The organism is Parabacteroides sp. 52 (assembly GCF_010500925.1).
In the GTDB taxonomy this organism is placed as follows: domain Bacteria; phylum Bacteroidota; class Bacteroidia; order Bacteroidales; family Tannerellaceae; genus QVMG01.
This window is the reverse complement of record NZ_QVMG01000001.1, coordinates 248,617-266,453: the sequence shown is the minus strand read 5'-3', so window position 1 is coordinate 266,453 and position 17,837 is coordinate 248,617. Positions and strand designations below refer to the sequence as shown.

Sequence of the window (17,837 nt, the reverse complement as noted above, 5' to 3'; positions counted from 1 at the left end):
GGAATGATTTAGAGTTATAATGGAAAAATGACCCTTATTTATCGCTGATTTATTATATTTTTGTGGCCATTGTTCGGTGTGAACCGAGCAATGGTTTTTTATAAAAAAATGAGAACGATAGATAAACACACAGGACTGGTACTGGAAGGGGGCGGTATGCGCGCCATATTTACTGTTGGGGTGCTTGATTGTTTTATGGATCATAACCTTTGGTTTCCTTATACAATAGGCGTATCAGCGGGGGCAAGTAATGGCATATCGTATGCTTCCCGGCAACGGGGGAGATCCAGATATGGCAATATCGATTTATTGAAGAGACGTAATTATATAGGCTTGCATTATTTTTTGCGTGGAAAAGGATATATCGATATGGATTTTCTTTTTTATGAATATCCCGATAAATATTATCCTTTGGATTACGATACCTATTTCAAAAGTAAGGATCGTTTTGTGATGGTTACCAGTAACTGCCTGACGGGAAAAGCCGAATATTTTGAAGAAAAAGAAGATAAAGACCGGTTGGTTGATATCTGTTGTGCCTCATGTACCTTGCCGGTCATGTGTCCCATTCGTTATGTGGATGGTATCCCTATGGTTGATGGCGGTGTTTGTGATGCCATACCTATCCGGCGGGCTATCTCGGATGGTTTTGAAAAAAATGTCGTTATCCTTACCCGGAATAAAGGATATAGAAAGGCCAATAAAGATTTCTATTTGCCAGGTTTTATTTATCGCAAATATCCGGCCATTCGCGAACAGTTGAAGTTGCGTTATCGCCGCTACAATGAGGTTTTGGATTATATCGATCAATTGGAAGAAGAGGGGAAGGTCTATGTGATCCGTCCCGAGCAAGCCATTCAGGTAGGGCGTACGGAAAAAAATATCTCCAAACTGAATGCATTATATGAAGAAGGATATGCTTGCGGCAAACAAGCATTGGCTTCACTTACCTGGTCTTTTTGAGTCTGTTTTTATAATAATAAGCTGCTCGCTCCGGATCCAACGCCAGGTTTAACTGATCTTTTATCCGGTTTTCAACACAAGCTTTACTCAAAGCATTGTCACGTGCCTGTGCACCCGGATGGCCTTTGGCCAGGTCGGCGGCATGAGCGGCTATTTTATAAGCAATAATACTATTACGTATATCTTCTTTAGAGGGAGTTTCTTGATTTTCGACCGGCGTCACTGCACCAAGCAAGCCGGCTCCCTGCCAGGCTATCTGGGCGGCACCAATAGAAGAAGCCATATGGTCGTAACCGGGAGCAACGTCTGTGCTGGCAGGGCCGCTGCAGAAGTAAGGGACGTTCTGGCAGGAGTATTGTTGCTCTTTCACATTCTCCTGCAGTTTGTTCATGGGGATATGTCCGGAACCTTCTACCATCACCTGTACAAAATCTTCCCGGGCAATTTGGGTCAGAGCTCCTTTGTTTTGCAGTTCTGCAAAGAAAGCCCTGTCGTTTGAATCGTAAATAGAACCGGGACGCAAGCTGTTTCCCAGGGATAATGTCACATCGTATGTTTTCATTATCTTACATATATCATGAAAGTGTGTATACAAGAAATTCTCTTTTTTGTGAATCTGCATCCATGTAGCCATGATGTTTCCTCCGGTAGATACAATACCTGTCAGGCGCGACAGGCTCATGTCGATGTGTTTCTTTACCAATCCGGCATGTATAACAAAGAAGTCGATACCTTGTTCCGCCTGCTCGATAAGGGTTTCCTGGTATATAGGCCAGTCAAGATTCTCTATCTTATGATTTACTTTGGCTAATGCTTGGTAAAGGGGGATGCTTCCGACAGGGATCGGACTGTTGCGAAGCAGCCAGTCATGTGTTTCATATATATTACCGGACCGGGACGTGTCCATCAAGGTGTCGCTCCCCCATTTACAGTGCCATATAATTGTCTCAGCCAGTTCTTTTGTTTCTGTAGAGACAGCTTGGTTGTTTATCTTGGTATTTATTTTTACCAAAAACTTTTTCCCGATAATCATAGGTTCTGATTCGGGATGATTGATGTTTGCCGGAATAATGGCTCTGCCGGCAGCTATTTCTTTTCGGATAAAGTCCGGAGTAATATAGGATTTCAGTCCGAGTGCTTCTATCTGTTGGTTTTCGCGAATGGCAACGTATTCCATCTCCGGTGTGATGATGCGTTTTTTTGCATAATACATTTGTGAGATGTTTTTCCCTTCTTTCGCTTTATAAGGTAAATGAATGATAGGAAAATGACTGTTTGTTGCTGTTTTATCGGATTGCCGGTTACGTGCATACTCGGAGGTGCATTTTTTTAAGCGGACAACATCTTTACGCCGGTTGCACCATTCTTCCCGGATACGTGGAAGACCTTTGTTTTCATCTATAGTGATTTTTGGATCTGAAAATGGACCACTTGTATCATATAAAACAACCGAATTGTTTTTCTTTATACTTTTTTCTCCTTTTTCATCCGTGGTAATTGTGTCGGTAAGTTTGATTTTGCGCATTCCGACATATACTTTGTTTATTCCGCCCGCTATATATATTTTTTCAGAAGAAGGGTAGGTTATATGTTTGTTTTTTTTATTCACCATAGATTTGCAGTTGATTTCAATACAAACTTACATAATAATTTGTCCATAATAAAAAAGCGCTGGAAAGAATAATCTCCAACGCTTTTTTTATTTTTGTGACCGCGACAGGATTCAAACCTGTAACCGGCTGATCCGTAGTCAGCTACTCTATTCAGTTGAGCTACGCGGCCATTAAGAAATACAAAACATACACATTGAAAATGAGTGACCGCGACAGGATTCAAACCTGTAACCGGCTGATCCGTAGTCAGCTACTCTATTCAGTTGAGCTACGCGGCCAATACATTTGTGAATGCGAGTGCAAAGGTAGTTGTTTCTTTTAAATATGCAAACCTTTGCGTCTCTTTTTACAGGAAAAATGAATAGATTGTTTCTTCTTTACTAATCGAGCATTTTGGGATTGAAGATGAGGTAGCCAATATTTAACCCGAAGTTGAAGTTTTTTCTTGGATAGCTATACCCATTGGCATACAGGCTGATAGAAACAAAAGGCAGTTGCATGACTAGGGCTGTTTCTCCCATATACTCAAATGATTTCAGGAACTTTCCATAATAGGCCTTCTGGTCGGCATCTCTTTTGATCTCATAAAGTGGGGCAAAGGCATAGAGTTCCATACGCAAATGGAGAAGGCGGCTCATCTTTAAGATGGGTTTGACTCCGGCTGCCAGATATTGATTGGCACGAAAAGCCTCATTGAAAACAATCAGACTGTGGGGAGTAGGGGTGAAAGCGGGTGCCTGCAATACGGAAGCTGTATAGTTGTTCATCAGGTTTTTGCTGGAAAGTACTACTTCTCCCATATAGCCGAGGTTGAAATAATTATTCAGTTCCTTATAGCTTTCCCAATGTCCTTTCATTTGCAGCCAGGAGTGCTTTTCTCTTCTTACGGGTTCCAATATGGATGTAGAAGAAGGAGCATATTTTTCATTGCCTTTCACGTAGTAGGCTGTAAGGGAGCGCCGGCTACCGGCAATGGGATATTGTTTGGTATCCAATGTGTTTTGTGCGATACTCAGAGAGGCGCTGAACAAATTGTACCAACTATGGTCAAATGTTGCATTAGGAAAGGGTATATTGGTGCTTTGCAGGTAATAATCATTGAACCTTCCGTAGCCTATGCCTATTTCCGCTTTGGCCTTATTGAGGAAAGGTAATCCCAATAGTAATTTGGCATATAACTCTTTTTGTTTCATTATAGCCGGTACCATATCTTCGTAAAAGAGGGATTGGCTTTCAGAAAAGTTCTTTTGGGAATATACACCGCGTAGATTTAAGTAAGAAGGAATCCGCGTCTGGAGGTAGATGCGTTCATCCAGCATAATGCCACTGAATGAATTACCAACCTGGAAATTGGCACGCGATTCCGTAGCTACTCTTCCCAAAAATTGATAACCCAATCCTAAAAAGAGTTGATTCGCCTGGTGAGAAGATACATTACCGCCGAAATCGACTGTGACTTCATCTTTCATTGTGACATCCAGATAAAGGTCGAATTTATTCTCTTTCCGGTTATAAATAGCATGTGGCATGATCTCCTTTATTTTCGAATAGGTCAGTATTTTGAAATAGGCCCGTTTGAAATCATGCATTGAAAATTCGTTATTGATATCCCTATGTAACTGCGCTTCGATATACAAGCGTTGTGCTTCGGTCACTCCGGTGATGTAAATGTTTTTGAATGTAAGGGCAGGAAGATTTTCTTTATACGTTTTCCGTCGATTCATGACTTCTTCTAAGGGTACTTCCCGGGGGACGCGTTCTTTGATGGAGTCGATCAATGCGATGGTCCGATTATACCCTATTTCCATCAATTCTTTTCCCCGGGGAAAATCCAGTAAGGATACATCGGGGAAACGGAATTGAATCATCATGCCTTCCTCTTCCGGTACAGTATATTCGGTTTTTTGCATAATCATTGTTTCCAGTTGATTATACAGGTTTTCGGAGGGTTTTTGCTGGTTGGCTCCTGCCACAGCAGAACCAAAGATGAAATCCGGAGCGAAAGCCTCTTTCATGGGAGAAACAGGGAAATTATCATAAATACCTCCATCGAAAAGAGGTACGCTATCCTTCCAAATTGCCTGGAACACAAAAGGAAAACTCATGGATGCCCGTACGGCATCTCCTAAATCGCCATTTTTGAAGATGACTGCTTTCTTTCCGTAGATATCAGAAGCAACGCAACGAAAGGGAACGAATAAATTATCAAAATTCCAGCCGGCTTTTGCGGTAGCCTGAGCAAAAAGTGCTAGGAAAGCCTGGTTCATCTGGATAGGGTTTATGATACTTTGGGAAAGAAAATTGGCTTTTATCTGGAGCGAGTCAGACATATCTATCGAGAAATGGCCGAATTCGGCTGTCGGGACAGGGTCTCTGAAATAGTAACTGTATTCTTCTTCTACAGTGCCTGTCTGCCAATATTCAAATTCTTTGGATAATATGAGTTCAAGCATCTCATCGGGTGAATACCCCATGGCATATAAACTACCGATAATGGCTCCGATCGAAGTGCCGGTTACATAGTCAATTGGTATATTGTTTTCCTCCAACGCTTTAATCACGCCTATGTGTGCCGCTCCTTTCGCTCCTCCGCCACTCAGTACCAAACCGACTTTTTGAGCGGATAAATAAGAAGTGAAACTAAAAAATAACAGGAATAATAGATATATCTTTTTCATATAGATGTTGACTCGGCTGATATACAAAAGTAAGTGATATTTCCCAGAATACAAGGGCTCATTTCTCTTTTTCATCCTCTTTGCCTTGGGGATTTTCGGGTTTGAGATAGTTTATTTACTTTTACACCCTCATTGTCTATCTTAGAACTAAATTATATGAAAAACGAACTACTTTCCCAAAGACCTCGTATAGAAGTGGCTGATGCTTTGCGTGGACTGGCTGTGATGGCTATTTTGTTATTGCACAATATAGAACATTTCAATCTGTATAATTTCCCTCAATCGACAACTCCTTTTTTTCAGGCTTTGGATAAGGGCATTTGGGATACGCTCTTTTTCCTTTTTGCCGGAAAGGCCTATGCCATTTTCGCCTTGTTGTTTGGTTTTAGTTTCTTTATAATGTTTGATAACCAGGAGAAGCGAGGCAAGGATTTTCGTTTGCGTTTTCTCTGGCGCATGGTGCTTCTCTTTTTGATCGGATGTGTCAACGCTGCCTTTTTTCCGGGAGAGATATTGGTTCTTTATTCTATCATCGGGTTGATTCTTATTCCGGTCTGTAAGTTAAATAACAAAGTGTTGTTTTGTATCGCCGTTATACTGATGTTGCAACCGATGGAATGGGCTAAATTTTTATATGCGCTGTTTCATCCGGATTATACAGCCGGTCCGGCTGCCTATGGAGTACATGCACGGAAAATGTATCCTTTCCTGGAAGGTGATAGTTTCTGGGCAATGATAAAGTCAAACCTGTGGGATGGACAATTATTCAGTCTCTTATGGGCATGGGGATTCGGACGTTTTTTCCAGACAGCCTCTCTCTTTATCTTGGGATTCTTGCTTGGACGCAAGCAATTCTTTCAATATGGGGCAGGCAACAGACGTTTCTGGCTGGGTACACTTTGTGTAGCAATAGGTTGTTTTATACCTCTTTTTATTTTGACGGATGTTTTGCCCGGAATGCTGGAACGTAAAGAGTTATTAACTCCGATGAAAACGATTGTTTCTTCTCTGCGTAACTTCTCCTTTATGTGGGTATGGGTTGCTCTGGTTGTGATTGGTTGGCAGGTGGTCAAGGTGCAATCTGTCTTGAAGGTCTTATCACCTCTGGGACGAATGAGTCTGACGAATTATCTGATGCAGTCGCTTTTGGGGTCTTTTATCTATTTCGGACCCGGCTTGGGGCTTTATAAGGTATTGCCGACAACTGCCAGTTTCGGTGTGGGTATTCTCTTGCTTATTTTACAATTGCTATTTTGTCATTGGTGGTTACGTAACCATACACATGGTCCGGCAGAATGGCTCTGGCGGAAAGCCACATGGATTGGTTCGAAGAAAAGTTGAGTTAATCCAGCATCAGACTCATATATCCTTCCCGGTCAGCATATCCTAACAGGGTACGGGTAAGGGTGGCATCCTCCAGTTCTCTCATTTCTTCAACGCAGAAAGAGGTATGCGGGTGTTTGGCCAACCATCGATTAATCATTTTTTCTTTGTTCAGAATCAGGGACATACCCAGAGGATGAGCGGTTTCAGTATGGGAGACAGGGAGCTTACATACCCCTTGTTTTGCACCGAAAAGCTCCGTTCCTTTTTGCCATAAAATATTTTTTACCGCATCGTTTTCGTAAAGAATCTCTTTAATGTATATATTGTTCTTTTCCGGAACGATGAAAGCCATTCCGACAGGTTTACCCAAGGAGTCTGTGACACCGATTGTTTGTCCTTTACTCATTTGAATATCCCGTAAAATGGTATGAAAATCCTCCCGGGTATGCAATATACACAAGGGACGTTCTCTTAATTTCCGATCGAAAAAGGCATACCATATATCTCCGGCTTTCACATCAAGAGAAAAGAATGAATAAGAAGAAGCGGTTTCTTGTCCGGTCTTATGTTCAAAAGGAATCAAGGCATAGTCAAAAGTTTCTGTATATCCTAGCTTCCGGTAATAATCAAACAGCCAGGGTTCGGCTGGTATAAGGGCTGTCAAGTCTGTCTGTCTCTCCCGCATTTTCTGAAAAGCCATAGTTAAGAGTCTTCCCATATGTCCTTTCCCTCGTTCTTCGGGAGCGGTACAGGCACCGGATATATAAGACAGAGTAAGTTCCGTCTCACACCAGGTCATGGTATAAGGAATTATCTGAAGGGCGGCAATGATCCGGCCTTCCTGCTCTATTGTCAAGGCATTCGCTTCTTTATAGACCTGTTCGAAGTAGACTTGAATAAATTCTTCCGAATCATCAAAGCATATCCGCCAGAGATCCATGATTTGCTCTTTTCTGGTCACTGTTGGGTTCTTTTCGGTGTATTTTTTTGACAGTAGTACTCTTCTCCAGTATTTCAACCGGATGATAAGATAATTTAGCCTGACGAAGACCGGGTATACCTAAATCTTCTTCCCTGTTAATGTATATGTATTTTTCGGGAAGGTGAGAAGCAAATTCCTGGTTAATGGCGGCATACGCCCCTTCGTAATGAACATCAGCCTTTTCTATGTGTACAGCAAATGTGTTGTGGTTGACAGGAGCGCCAAAAGAAAAAGCAACGATCTGTTCATCCACACATATACCTCCTCCGATCAGTCCCAGTTCATCAAAGTGATGCAGTGCGTAGGTAAGCGAACGACGTTCATCGGTCAATTCTTCGACATCCTCTTCTGTGCGGTTGGCCTTATACCACTTCCTTTCCAGTTCGAGACAAAAAGGAACTAGCTCGGGAGTGATCGGCATATATTTATAAGTATAGGATTTTTTGAATTTGTTGACGTGATTGCGTTTGGCTTGGTATTTTTTACCAACCAGTGTGGCCAGATCCTCGCGCATATATATATAGTCGGAATAGTCACGTTCGGGGATATAAACGAAATCGCCGGGAGACACCTTTTCTAATTCTTTTTGTGCATCCTGTGTGATACCCAATAATAAGAGAGGGTGTCCATTTTCCAGTGCATCTTCTTCCAATAGGTCAATAACTGCTTTTAGATTCCCTTTTCCTATAGGCATCATATAGGCCAGACGTTTTTTCTCTTCAATGCGGAAACGAATGAGAAGAAATCCATCCATAATGGCAAACTCACTGTCATAAAGAAATCGCCAGCTACACATATTGGCAAAAGAGAAGTCGCAGTTGCGATACTCTCCGGGCATTGTAAACGAGGTTATCCGTTCTTTATCGTTTAATGTTATCGGTTTAAATACTAATTTCATATTTATTTTATCCTTATTCTTTTTATAGAACTAAAAACCTGCCGAATTGTTTAGAACGGGAAAAGTAAAGGTAATACAAATATCATAACAATGCCCATGATAAGCTGTAAAGGCAATCCTACTTTGACATAATCCATAAAGGTATATTTACCGGCTGACATAACCAATGCATTCGGAGGGGTTGAGAAAGGAGAGGCAAAACACATGCTGGCAGAAACAGCTACGGCCAGTAAGAAAGGATAAGGACTAACGCCTATCGATAGAGCGGATTGCAAGGCAATGGGAGCTACCAGTACGGCGGTGGCCGTGTTACTGATAAACATTGTCATCAGGGAAGTGGTGAAATAGATACCGGCCATCAATACGATAGGACCATAACTTCCCAATCCACCGACTAATCTTTCGGAAATAAGAGCGGAAGCCCCCGTCTTTTCCAGGGCCAGTGACATCGGTAGCATGGCGGCGATCAATACGATACTTTCCCAGTTGATTGTTTTATAGGCATCTTCCACGGTACGGAAACAACCGGTGAGTATCATCAGAACAGCGGCTATTAAGACGGCAGCAACAGAGGGTATTACCTGAAACACCATGGCCAGGATCATGCCTAGCATAATCAGGGCTGCCAAAGGGGCTTTGTAATCAAGGGTTACTTTAGACGCTTCTTCAATAGGTTGCCCCAGTACAACCCAGTTTGTCTGTTTCTTACTCATGCGCGCTATATTCTCCCAAGTGCCCTGGATCAACAGTACATCGCCAAATTCCATTTTCAGGTCTTTGATATTGGATAGGATATATTTCCCGTTACGTTCTACGCCTAGTACATTTACCCCGTATTTATCGCGAAATTCAGAGTCTTTTACTGCTTGCCCGATCAATTTGGATTCCGGCGTGAGCAGTACTTCGGCAATACCAATTTCCTGTACACTCAGTTTTTCCGGAGCGGAGCTTCCTGCGAACTCGGACACTTTTGTTTCGGTCAGTTCCAGTTTGTTCTCTTGGGCAAACCGTTCTACATTCTCAAATTCCCCAAACAGGTATAGAATGTCTTCGTCTTTGAGTTCTGTTTCCGGACCAGCCAGCTTCTGGTCTACCGTTTTCAGAAAGCGACCCTGAGAAGTGGATTTGCGTCTTATTTCCAGGATAGAGACATTGTATGTTTGTGTGATGTTTAGATCGATTAGTTTTTTATCACGAATGACAGAGTGGCGCGTGATATGTGCACGATACAAATTGTCTGCCAACTGGAATTTCTGAGCCAGTTCTTTGGCGGAGCGGCCGGTGGAAGTATCTCCTTTTCTGTCTTCTTTCCGGGTAAGGAAGCGTTTGCTTAACGGGATCAATACGATGAGTCCCACTAGTATACACACAAGTCCTACGGGAGTAAATGAAAAGAAGTATAAGCCTTTGAAATTGTTCTGTATCAGTATGTCGTTGATCACCAGGTTCGGCGGGGTACCAATGAGAGTCATCATGCCTCCCATGCTACTGGCAAAAGCCATCGGCATCAAGAAGCGGCTTGGACTGATTTGAGCACCGACAGCCATACTTATCACAATGGGGAGCATCAAGGCCACTGTGCCGGTGTTACTGACAAAAGCCCCAATAAAAGCGGTAACCAACATGACAAGAACAAATAATTTCAATTCGCTTTTACCTGCCATCTGTAATATTTTACTACTGATTATTTTGGCCAGACCGGTCTTGAATATGGCACCTCCGACTACAAATAATCCCACCATCATGATGACGATGGAGTTGGAGAAACCGGAAAGAGCCTCTTCCGGAGTTAATATACCCAATACGATAAGAAGGATGAGCGCACATAGAGCGACAATATCGGAACGTATTTTTCCATGCACAAAGAATACAGCCGATAATGCGAGGATAATCAGTGTTGTTAACATATAACTGGTTTATTGATTCGATTGATGTTTTGCCTTATAAACTTTACGACTGTAAATTTACAAAGATTTCTTGAATGTCTATAAGCTGTGCTTTTATATTAAAGTTTTTTGAGAATCAAGGGGTATCCTTCTTTATCGTCATACCCGAATACGTTTATTGCCGGGCGCGAGTTTTGTGTTATTTTTGTACGATAATTTAGCATAAACAAATAAACTCTCAATGGGCACAAAGAAAACAACGAGAAAAGTGAAGTCTGGAAAAAAACGAAAAGGAAAGAGAAAAAAACAACACACGATCTCTCTTTTTTCTTCCCTGAAACAAATGTTTATATGGGCGGTTGTTTTGACAATCGCTTTTGTCGGATTAATGTATTTGTATCCTTATTTATATCCGGTGGAAAAAACGATACCGGGTGAAAAACCCATAGCGAAAAAAAAAGAGATTATAGAAAAACCTCAACAGAAGAAGCCATCCCGTTCCTCTTCTGTGCAGAAGAAGAAACTGACATTTCCTGAAAAGGCAGAAATCCCCCGCTTACAAACAAAGAAAGAGGAACAGGTTATTTATCATGAGGGATATACGGTCTCTTATAATTCGAATTATAAGATAGCCAATTGGGTAGCCTGGGAACTTACTGCGAAGGAGGCGCAAAGCAAGAAAGTCGAACGAAAGAATAAATTTGTGTCAGATCCGAAAGTGAAGGGGGCTACAGCCCGCAATGAAGATTATACCCGGACGGGATACGACCGGGGACATTTGGCACCGGCAGGTGATATGAAGTGGTCGGATAAAGCGATGCGGGAATCTTTTTACCTGAGTAATATATGCCCACAGGATCCGGCTTTGAACCGGGGTGTTTGGAAGACCTTGGAAGAACAAAGTCGTTTATGGGCCTTGGATTATGAGGTGTTGCTGATCGCTGCCGGGCCTGTGATAAAGGGTGATTTGAAGCGATTGGGTACAAATCGTATCGGAGTTCCCACGCATTTTTATAAAGTTATTTGTACAATCACTGATAACAAATACCAGGGAATTGCGTTTTTACTGGAAAACAAAGATTATAAAAATGTATCTTTGCAGTCATTGGCGATTCCGATTGACAGTGTGGAAAAAGTAACGGGTATTGATTTCTTTCATTTGTTACCCGATGATCAGGAACGTATAATGGAAAGCAAAGTGGATTTGGATTGCTGGTCTTTCTAACGAATAGAACATATGTATAAGAAATTAATAAATAAGGAAGCTAAACTGGCTGTTATTGGACTTGGCTACGTGGGTTTACCTTTGGCAATGGCTTTTGCGGCTAAATTATCGGTGATTGGGTTTGATATCAATGAAGAACGCTTAACCTCTCTTCGCGAAGGGAGGGATCCGGATCATGAAGTGGACCCGGATGCCTTTACCGGAAAAGATATTCTTTTTACTTCTTCTGCCACCTCGTTGCAAGAAGCTTCTTTCTTTATTATTGCTGTTCCGACCCCTATTGATGCATACAACCAACCGGATTTGAAAGCTTTGTTAAGTGCCACCCGTCTGGTAGGGAATGTATTGAAGCCGGGAGATTATGTAGTCTATGAATCTACTGTTTATCCCGGTTGCACGGAGGAAGATTGCCTGCCGCTTTTGGAACAAATATCCGGATTAAAAACAGGAGTGGACTTTAAGATAGGGTATTCGCCTGAACGAATTAATCCGGGGGATAAAGAACATACGCTGGTCAATACAATGAAAATAATCTCCGGCGTGGATGAAGAATCATTGGATGTAATAGAGGATGTGTATGCATTGGTTGTCAAGGCAGGAGTGCATCGTGCGCCAAGCATTAAAGTGGCAGAGGCCGCCAAGATTATAGAGAACACACAGCGGGATGTGAATATTGCCTTGATGAATGAATTGTCTATAATTTTTGACCGGATGGGGATTAATACATACGATGTATTGAATGCTGCCGGAACGAAATGGAATTTTCTTCCTTTCTACCCGGGATTGGTAGGCGGGCATTGCATAGGCGTAGATCCGTATTACCTGGTTCATAAAGCCAAAGAACTGAAGTATCATCCCAAGATGATTAATTCCGGCCGTTTTGTCAATGACTCTATGGGAGGATATATAGGAAAGAAGATCGTTAAGAAGATGATCGAACAAGGCAAAAACATCTTGGGTGCTCGTGTATTGGTGATGGGCATTACTTTCAAAGAAAATGTATCGGATATCCGAAATTCCAAAGTGGTAGATATTATCAACGAACTGAAAGACTATGGAGTGAAAGTGGATGTAATGGATCCGTTAGCTTCTTCTGATAGTGTATACAAAGAGTATGGCTTTTCATTGATTGCGGCTCCGGAATCCGAATATGATGCCATTATTGTTGCTGTTGCTCATAAAGATTATTTAAAATTAGAAGAATCCTGGTTTTTAGCAAAAACGAACAAACAAGGGGTTTTAGGGGACATAAAGGGGGTTTATCGAGGACGAATCACCCAAATGGGCTATTGGAGCTTGTAGGCTGAAATGTTAAAAAGTAACATAAGGTGCAAATAAGTATCGACAATATTAAAAATGTGTTTTATAATATCTTTTTTTATTTGTACAGTATGTGAGAAAGGCTCATCTTTGCATCCAGATAACCTAAACAATCTTTTTGCCTTAAAGACTAATACCTATTAAAAACCTATAAAGAGGGCCTTTGCGAAAAGGCCCTCTTTATGATTTAAGCCCTTTACACTTCCTTTACTCTCATCCCTGAAAAGGGTGAATCTGTTGGCCCACTTCATAACTCTTTACATGGTACGTGTGAATCTGTAGCCCTTTGCCGGGGTTCACCGACATCGTATTGATCGTATACCACGAGGGTGACAACCAGCGGTTCTCTTGATAAATGTATATATCAATTCGAACGGAAATAAAATTGCCGACATATATCGGCATAAGTGTCGACATATATCAGCACAAGTGCCGACGATTATCGGCACAATTGCCGACGATTGTCAGCACAATTGCCGACGATTGTCAGCAATTTTATTTATCAGCCAGTCTGACTTGAAACTAACGTACCCATTAACTTGACAACCCATTTTAGGACGGGGTAAAAATTGAGAATGTTTCGTTAGCAATCTTCCATCCACTAATCACTAATCGTTAATCATTCATCGTTATCCTTTCCACATCAAAACCCCTCAGCGGATTCCATTTCTATTTTCGATGAGATTTTATGGAGGGCATCACTGAGTTTTTCTTCCGGGGGGATGATATTAAAATCTTCCCAAAAACGTTTGTCATACGTAAAAGGTGTCTCAGCAAAAATGGTGTGGGGATGGAAGACCTCCTGTCTGGTGAAACGGGATACATTCAGGGTGTCGGTTTTACTGGTAACCATTTCAAACCAGGTGTGCAGTGTGCTATGGAACAATTTTCGTCTCTGTCTAACTTTAAAGAAAAGGTCTCCACGGATATGATTGATGTAATAAACCCCATTCCATGCCTTATAAGAAACGGTATAGCTTATTTTTTGCGGGGTGACGGACAGTTTTTTACTTTTTTTCTCTATAAACATACCGGCTGCCTTTTTCACAAATGCCGGATGTATATGAAAAGAGATACCAAGAAGTGCGCTGTTTTCTGCGTCGATATAGATTTCTCCTTTATATAATGGTTCTGTAATACCTTTTCGTTGTTCGAATACAATCACATTAGCCAAGCGACCCTCCTTGACGGTAATGTCGCTATGCACATAATCATACCAATCCGGATGGGTTAAAAAATCCGGCAGATGTTTGACCGGATCAAGCATCAGACTGGCATGGATGCCGGATTTGAATTTGGCTATAACTGTATCCCGTTCATGCTGGTCGATGATCCGCCGCATCTTTAATAATTTCACCTGATCGGATGATTCCGGTTGAGAGAAGGGTGTTTTGTATATCCGGAAGACGCCTTCGGTTAAACTGTTCAGTTTCTTTTTGTGTTCTACCCCTTCCCGATAGAAAGTCGTATGGTAGACCGGTTTTGGGGCATTGTTTAGTTTTCTTCTTTCCAACATATCCTCCAATAGTTTTTGCGGATTAACCAAGCGGACAATTATTTCCTGTAACGAGATGACTTTGGGTTCCAGAGAAATGCGGTGATGTCCGTTTACAATCAGATTGCTCTCAATCTCCTGGGGGATGAAGCCTATATGAGAAAACTGAATAGGCTCTTTGCGCAGTGAATCCGGAAAGCGGAAACGAAACTCTCCGTTCTGATTTGTTACAGTGCCTATCGCTGCCTGGCTTATGCCTACGGTTGCAAATGGTATAGGTTCACTGGTATAGCGGTTGAGAATAACCCCTTCTATTGTCAGGAAATCATTTTCCGGAGACCGATCAAGTGTCTGATGAATAGGGGATAGGGTAAGATCCGGTTTGTAAATCAGGATATGGTTGCCTATCACTTTTAGTCCAATATTATCATTGCCTGTGATAAGGTGTATGGCTGCACGGATTGTATAGGTGCCGGTTTTAATCTTTACTTCTTTGTCATTCTCAATCAGGTTGCTGTCATAGATAAAGAGATAACCGGAGTGGTCGGTAATCTGACCTAACATTTTATATATACTTCCTTTCCCTTTGTTTATAGGTATAAGGCGGCTTAACACATCTTCGTTGTCTGCTTTGAGGGAGGAGGTGGTCAAAAAGAGCAAGAATCCCCAAAAACAGAGAAGCAGAGTATATGAAGCCGTCTGTCTCATCAGTAGTAAGTATATTAAAAGGTTTTACTCCATGCGTTCGGAAATAAGGAATACATTCTCGTTTTCCGTATAGGTAAGATTGAATCCCTGACAGATAATTTCAACCATTTCATGCAAAGATGTTTCTTTTGTGAACCCGATATTGATTCGTTTGTCAAATAAGGAGGAGGCTACCTGTATCGTTTGGCCAGAATGAATCTGATTGAGTACATGGGAGATATCTTCCATGCGTTCGTCTTTGAACAATATGCGTTGTACCTCATAGGGAAACAAAGAGAGAGAAGAGGTTGCGTGCACCTCCAATCCTTGGGTTGAGAGCAAAGCCGTTTCTCCGGCTTTCACGATACAACTTTCCGGGTTTTCTTTCGTTGTCACTTTTACTTCTCCACGGGTTACGGACAACTCAAAGGGGGTGTTTTGGGTACTTTTTACTTGAAAAGAAGTGCCTAGGACTTCGATTTGTACTTTTTCCGTTTCGATAAAAAATGGACGTTCTTTATTGCCGCTTACATCAAACAGGGCATTTCCCTCCAGTATAACTTCCCGTTTGTCGGAATGAAAATGTACCGGATAGTGCAAAGTCGCCTGATCGGACAGGTGTATAATAGATCCGTCTTCCAGCGTTGTAATAAGGGCAGATGCTTTTTCATTGTTTTGTATGGAGAGAAAAGGGGGGGGACTCTTTTTTTGTGTCAAGAAAAAGAGAGAGCCCACCGATAGACATAATACAGCTATGACCGCCGCCCATTTCATTGTCCGCATACGGATTGAATCGGACGGCTTCTTTTGTATGTCGTCAGGGAGCAATGCTTCTTTTTCCAGGCGTGCATAAAGTTGATCCCATGCCTGATCGGTTTTTCTTTTATGAATATTTATCTGACTCATGCGATGTGGGTATAGTTTTCTATTTCTTTGCGTAACGTTTGAAGTGCTTTGCTCATTTCTGCTTCTACGGTTTTTACCGATACAGAAAGGGCGGATGCTATTTCGGCATATTTCATACCTTCCAAACGATGCATTTGGAAGATGCGTTGACGACGTTTGGGAAGCCGGTGGATCGTTCTCTTGATTAATTGTTGAAGCTCTTCGTATTCAAGTTGTTCCAGTGGCGATATAGAACCGGTCGGTTTTTGGGAAAGAATGGCCTCTCTGTATCGGTTGCGTACTTCCAAATGCTCCAGGTATTGAAAAGAACGATTACGTACAGCTCCATACAGGTAACTTTTCAACGAATGAAATAGCTGAATGTTAGCCCGTTCTTTCCAGAATACATAAAACAATTCCTGAACGATCTCTTCCGCCGTATCCATTTGCCCGGTCAGACTTGTGGCGTACATGCAGAGGGGAGAGTAATAAAGCCTGAAAATATTTTCAAAAGCTTTAATATCTCCCTCTTTTATTTTTTTCAACACGAAAAAATCGTTCCGCATAACAAGATTTTCAATCGGTAGACTACTCAAAGTTACAAAAAGAATCTGAGATATTATTTTTGTTGCTTTTTTAGTTTATTAAAGGCAGACTCCAAAGATTCTGTCGGCTCTATGATGTTATAAGCACCCCAAAAGTCTTCATCCAGGAAGTCAACCACTTTGTCTGATAAGGATTGATTGTTTTTGAAAGACATTTTATAAGGAATAGTAGAGTCGGCCTCTTTCCCGTCCGTAATGACCATCTCGGAGTGGATGGTGTAATTGGTGCCGAATAGTTTACGCTTCCAGTCGCATCTGAATTTCACTTCATTGCGTATATAACTCAAGTAGGTAAGGCCATCCCGCTCTTTGTAGGTTACCAGGTAAGATACTTCTAGCGGACGAAAACGCAATCCGAACGGTTTTTTCTTGAGAATGGCTTGGGTGGCCTTATTCCGGTCGTCCATGTTTAAATTGAATTCCGCCCTGGAGAAGCAAAGTTTTTCTTTGTCTATGTATAATTTTCCTTCATAGAGAGCCCAGGGCAGGACTGCCTGCGGAATAAAACGAATCACATAATGTGGGCGATTGTCCAGCATCACACTTTCTTCCAGGCGAAAAGAATAGTTGGAGAGTGATTCTTTCTCTAATAATATATCCGGGTTTTTGACAATATCTACATATAGAGACAAGTTAGGGCCTCCCAATAGTTTGACTACAAGGGTGTCGTTAGCCTTCTGGCTTAATAACTTTCTGCCTTTATAAATCTGAACACGGTCTTTTTCAACCGTTAATTCCTGATAGTTTGTTTTGTAAATGTCAATAATTGCTTCGGTTATATTGATATAGCGGCGTCCTTTTTGAGCTGTTTCTCTGTAGAAGCCGGTGAATAGATTGTTCTTGGGACTGTAATTCATCGGTATCTTACGGATGGCTTCTTCTACAATAAAACGAGGATCGCGGGCGCGGATAATAATTTCTTCCAATAGGTTTGTATTGGGAGATAAGCTTATTGTCAGGTTGGAAATGTCTTTGTCTTTTATTGAAATGAGGGTATTCAAATAACCGATATGTGATATTTTTATTCTGTCAACCGGAAGTGTTTGAGGAATTTTAATGCTAAATTCTCCATCCGTGTTTGTGACGGTACCTAAATTGCTCCCGGGAACGGATATGTTGACATATTCCAATCCTTTTTTGTTTTTCTGATCTTTCACCACACCACTTACTGTAATGAAGTCGCTTTCTTCCTGTGCCAGAGCAGGGATGTTTCCGCAGATAAACATCAATGCCATGAGGAAAAGTACTGTTTGTTTACTATACGTTCTCATAAG

The 17,837-nt window shown here is 41.7% G+C and carries 13 protein-coding genes and 2 tRNA genes; 4 read left to right on the top strand and 11 right to left on the bottom strand.

Annotated elements, in window-relative coordinates; all coding sequences use genetic code 11:
* Positions 1 to 108: 108 nt before the first annotated feature.
* Positions 109 to 963 (top strand): patatin family protein, encoded by an 855-nt coding sequence (locus D0T51_RS01110; protein WP_163724037.1) that lies wholly within the window; start codon positions 109 to 111, stop codon positions 961 to 963.
* On the opposite strand, the gene thiC is transcribed toward D0T51_RS01110, so the two are convergent.
* From thiC to D0T51_RS01090, 4 genes are all read right to left on the bottom strand, one after another.
* Complete coding sequence (thiC, locus tag D0T51_RS01105; RefSeq protein ID WP_163724035.1) at positions 947 to 2,575, bottom strand: phosphomethylpyrimidine synthase ThiC; 1,629 nt, start codon at positions 2,573 to 2,575, stop codon at positions 947 to 949. The two genes, D0T51_RS01110 and thiC, sit on opposite strands and share 17 nt — an antisense overlap.
* 96 nt (positions 2,576 to 2,671) lie before the next feature.
* Positions 2,672 to 2,745, bottom strand: a tRNA-Arg gene (locus D0T51_RS01100).
* Between the two features lie 35 nt (positions 2,746 to 2,780).
* Positions 2,781 to 2,854, bottom strand: a tRNA-Arg gene (locus D0T51_RS01095).
* 102 nt (positions 2,855 to 2,956) lie between these two features.
* Positions 2,957 to 5,254, bottom strand: coding sequence for a patatin-like phospholipase family protein (locus tag D0T51_RS01090; RefSeq protein WP_163724033.1), 2,298 nt, complete (start codon positions 5,252 to 5,254; stop codon positions 2,957 to 2,959).
* A 156-nt stretch (positions 5,255 to 5,410) separates the two neighbouring features.
* Here D0T51_RS01090 and D0T51_RS01085 point away from each other — a divergent pair, with 156 nt between their 5' ends.
* The gene (locus tag D0T51_RS01085) at positions 5,411 to 6,595 is read left to right on the top strand and encodes a DUF418 domain-containing protein (protein ID WP_163724031.1); all 1,185 of its coding nucleotides are present in this window, start codon (positions 5,411 to 5,413) and stop codon (positions 6,593 to 6,595) included.
* Position 6,596: 1 nt separating this feature from the next.
* Here the strand turns inward: D0T51_RS01085 and D0T51_RS01080 are convergent, their stop codons facing one another.
* The 3 genes from D0T51_RS01080 to D0T51_RS01070 are packed head-to-tail and all read right to left on the bottom strand — an operon-like array spanning position 6,597 to position 10,367.
* A complete protein-coding gene (locus D0T51_RS01080) occupies positions 6,597 to 7,541 on the bottom strand; it encodes a GNAT family N-acetyltransferase (protein WP_163724029.1) in 945 nt (314 codons plus the stop codon).
* Positions 7,495 to 8,460 (bottom strand): DUF2156 domain-containing protein, encoded by a 966-nt coding sequence (locus D0T51_RS01075; protein WP_163724027.1) that lies wholly within the window; start codon positions 8,458 to 8,460, stop codon positions 7,495 to 7,497. Before D0T51_RS01075 ends, D0T51_RS01080 begins: the two co-directional genes overlap by 47 nt.
* Positions 8,461 to 8,510: 50 nt before the next feature.
* Complete coding sequence (locus D0T51_RS01070; RefSeq protein WP_163724025.1) at positions 8,511 to 10,367, bottom strand: SLC13 family permease; 1,857 nt, start codon at positions 10,365 to 10,367, stop codon at positions 8,511 to 8,513.
* A 322-nt stretch (positions 10,368 to 10,689) separates the two neighbouring features.
* Here D0T51_RS01070 and D0T51_RS01065 point away from each other — a divergent pair, with 322 nt between their 5' ends.
* Entirely contained in the window at positions 10,690 to 11,571 is an 882-nt protein-coding gene (locus D0T51_RS01065; RefSeq protein ID WP_163724624.1) for a DNA/RNA non-specific endonuclease, read from the top strand.
* Positions 11,572 to 11,583: 12 nt separating this feature from the next.
* Entirely contained in the window at positions 11,584 to 12,873 is a 1,290-nt protein-coding gene (locus D0T51_RS01060; RefSeq protein WP_163724023.1) for a nucleotide sugar dehydrogenase, read from the top strand.
* A 661-nt stretch (positions 12,874 to 13,534) separates the two neighbouring features.
* Here D0T51_RS01060 and D0T51_RS01055 read toward each other — a convergent pair.
* From D0T51_RS01055 to D0T51_RS01040, 4 genes are read right to left on the bottom strand one after another with little or no spacing between them, the layout of a single operon-like run.
* The gene (locus D0T51_RS01055) at positions 13,535 to 15,094 is read right to left on the bottom strand and encodes a carboxypeptidase-like regulatory domain-containing protein (protein WP_163724021.1); all 1,560 of its coding nucleotides are present in this window, start codon (positions 15,092 to 15,094) and stop codon (positions 13,535 to 13,537) included.
* Positions 15,095 to 15,118: 24 nt separating this feature from the next.
* The gene (locus D0T51_RS01050; RefSeq protein ID WP_163724019.1) at positions 15,119 to 15,979 is read right to left on the bottom strand and encodes a FecR family protein; all 861 of its coding nucleotides are present in this window, start codon (positions 15,977 to 15,979) and stop codon (positions 15,119 to 15,121) included.
* Positions 15,976 to 16,524, bottom strand: coding sequence for an RNA polymerase sigma-70 factor (locus D0T51_RS01045; protein ID WP_163724017.1), 549 nt, complete (start codon positions 16,522 to 16,524; stop codon positions 15,976 to 15,978). The genes D0T51_RS01050 and D0T51_RS01045 overlap by 4 nt, the downstream gene beginning before the upstream one ends.
* A 53-nt stretch (positions 16,525 to 16,577) precedes the next feature.
* Positions 16,578 to 17,834 (bottom strand): carboxypeptidase-like regulatory domain-containing protein, encoded by a 1,257-nt coding sequence (locus tag D0T51_RS01040; RefSeq protein ID WP_163724015.1) that lies wholly within the window; start codon positions 17,832 to 17,834, stop codon positions 16,578 to 16,580.
* Between the last annotated feature and the right edge of the window lie 3 nt (positions 17,835 to 17,837).

Excerpts from the sequence above, each read along its gene's own strand:
- D0T51_RS01045 (WP_163724017.1), bottom strand. The coding sequence starts at position 16,524 with ATGCGGAACGATTTTTTCGTGTTGAAAAAAATAAAAGAGGGAGATATT.
- D0T51_RS01040 (WP_163724015.1), bottom strand. The coding sequence starts at position 17,834 with ATGAGAACGTATAGTAAACAAACAGTACTTTTCCTCATGGCATTGATG.
- thiC (WP_163724035.1), bottom strand. The coding sequence starts at position 2,575 with ATGGTGAATAAAAAAAACAAACATATAACCTACCCTTCTTCTGAAAAA.
- D0T51_RS01050 (WP_163724019.1), bottom strand. The coding sequence starts at position 15,979 with ATGAGTCAGATAAATATTCATAAAAGAAAAACCGATCAGGCATGGGAT.
- D0T51_RS01055 (WP_163724021.1), bottom strand. The coding sequence starts at position 15,094 with ATGAGACAGACGGCTTCATATACTCTGCTTCTCTGTTTTTGGGGATTC.
- D0T51_RS01070 (WP_163724025.1), bottom strand. The coding sequence starts at position 10,367 with ATGTTAACAACACTGATTATCCTCGCATTATCGGCTGTATTCTTTGTG.
- D0T51_RS01075 (WP_163724027.1), bottom strand. The coding sequence starts at position 8,460 with ATGAAATTAGTATTTAAACCGATAACATTAAACGATAAAGAACGGATA.
- D0T51_RS01085 (WP_163724031.1), top strand. The coding sequence starts at position 5,411 with ATGAAAAACGAACTACTTTCCCAAAGACCTCGTATAGAAGTGGCTGAT.
- D0T51_RS01065 (WP_163724624.1), top strand. The coding sequence starts at position 10,690 with ATGTTTATATGGGCGGTTGTTTTGACAATCGCTTTTGTCGGATTAATG.
- D0T51_RS01110 (WP_163724037.1), top strand. The coding sequence starts at position 109 with ATGAGAACGATAGATAAACACACAGGACTGGTACTGGAAGGGGGCGGT.
- D0T51_RS01060 (WP_163724023.1), top strand. The coding sequence starts at position 11,584 with ATGTATAAGAAATTAATAAATAAGGAAGCTAAACTGGCTGTTATTGGA.
- D0T51_RS01090 (WP_163724033.1), bottom strand. The coding sequence starts at position 5,254 with ATGAAAAAGATATATCTATTATTCCTGTTATTTTTTAGTTTCACTTCT.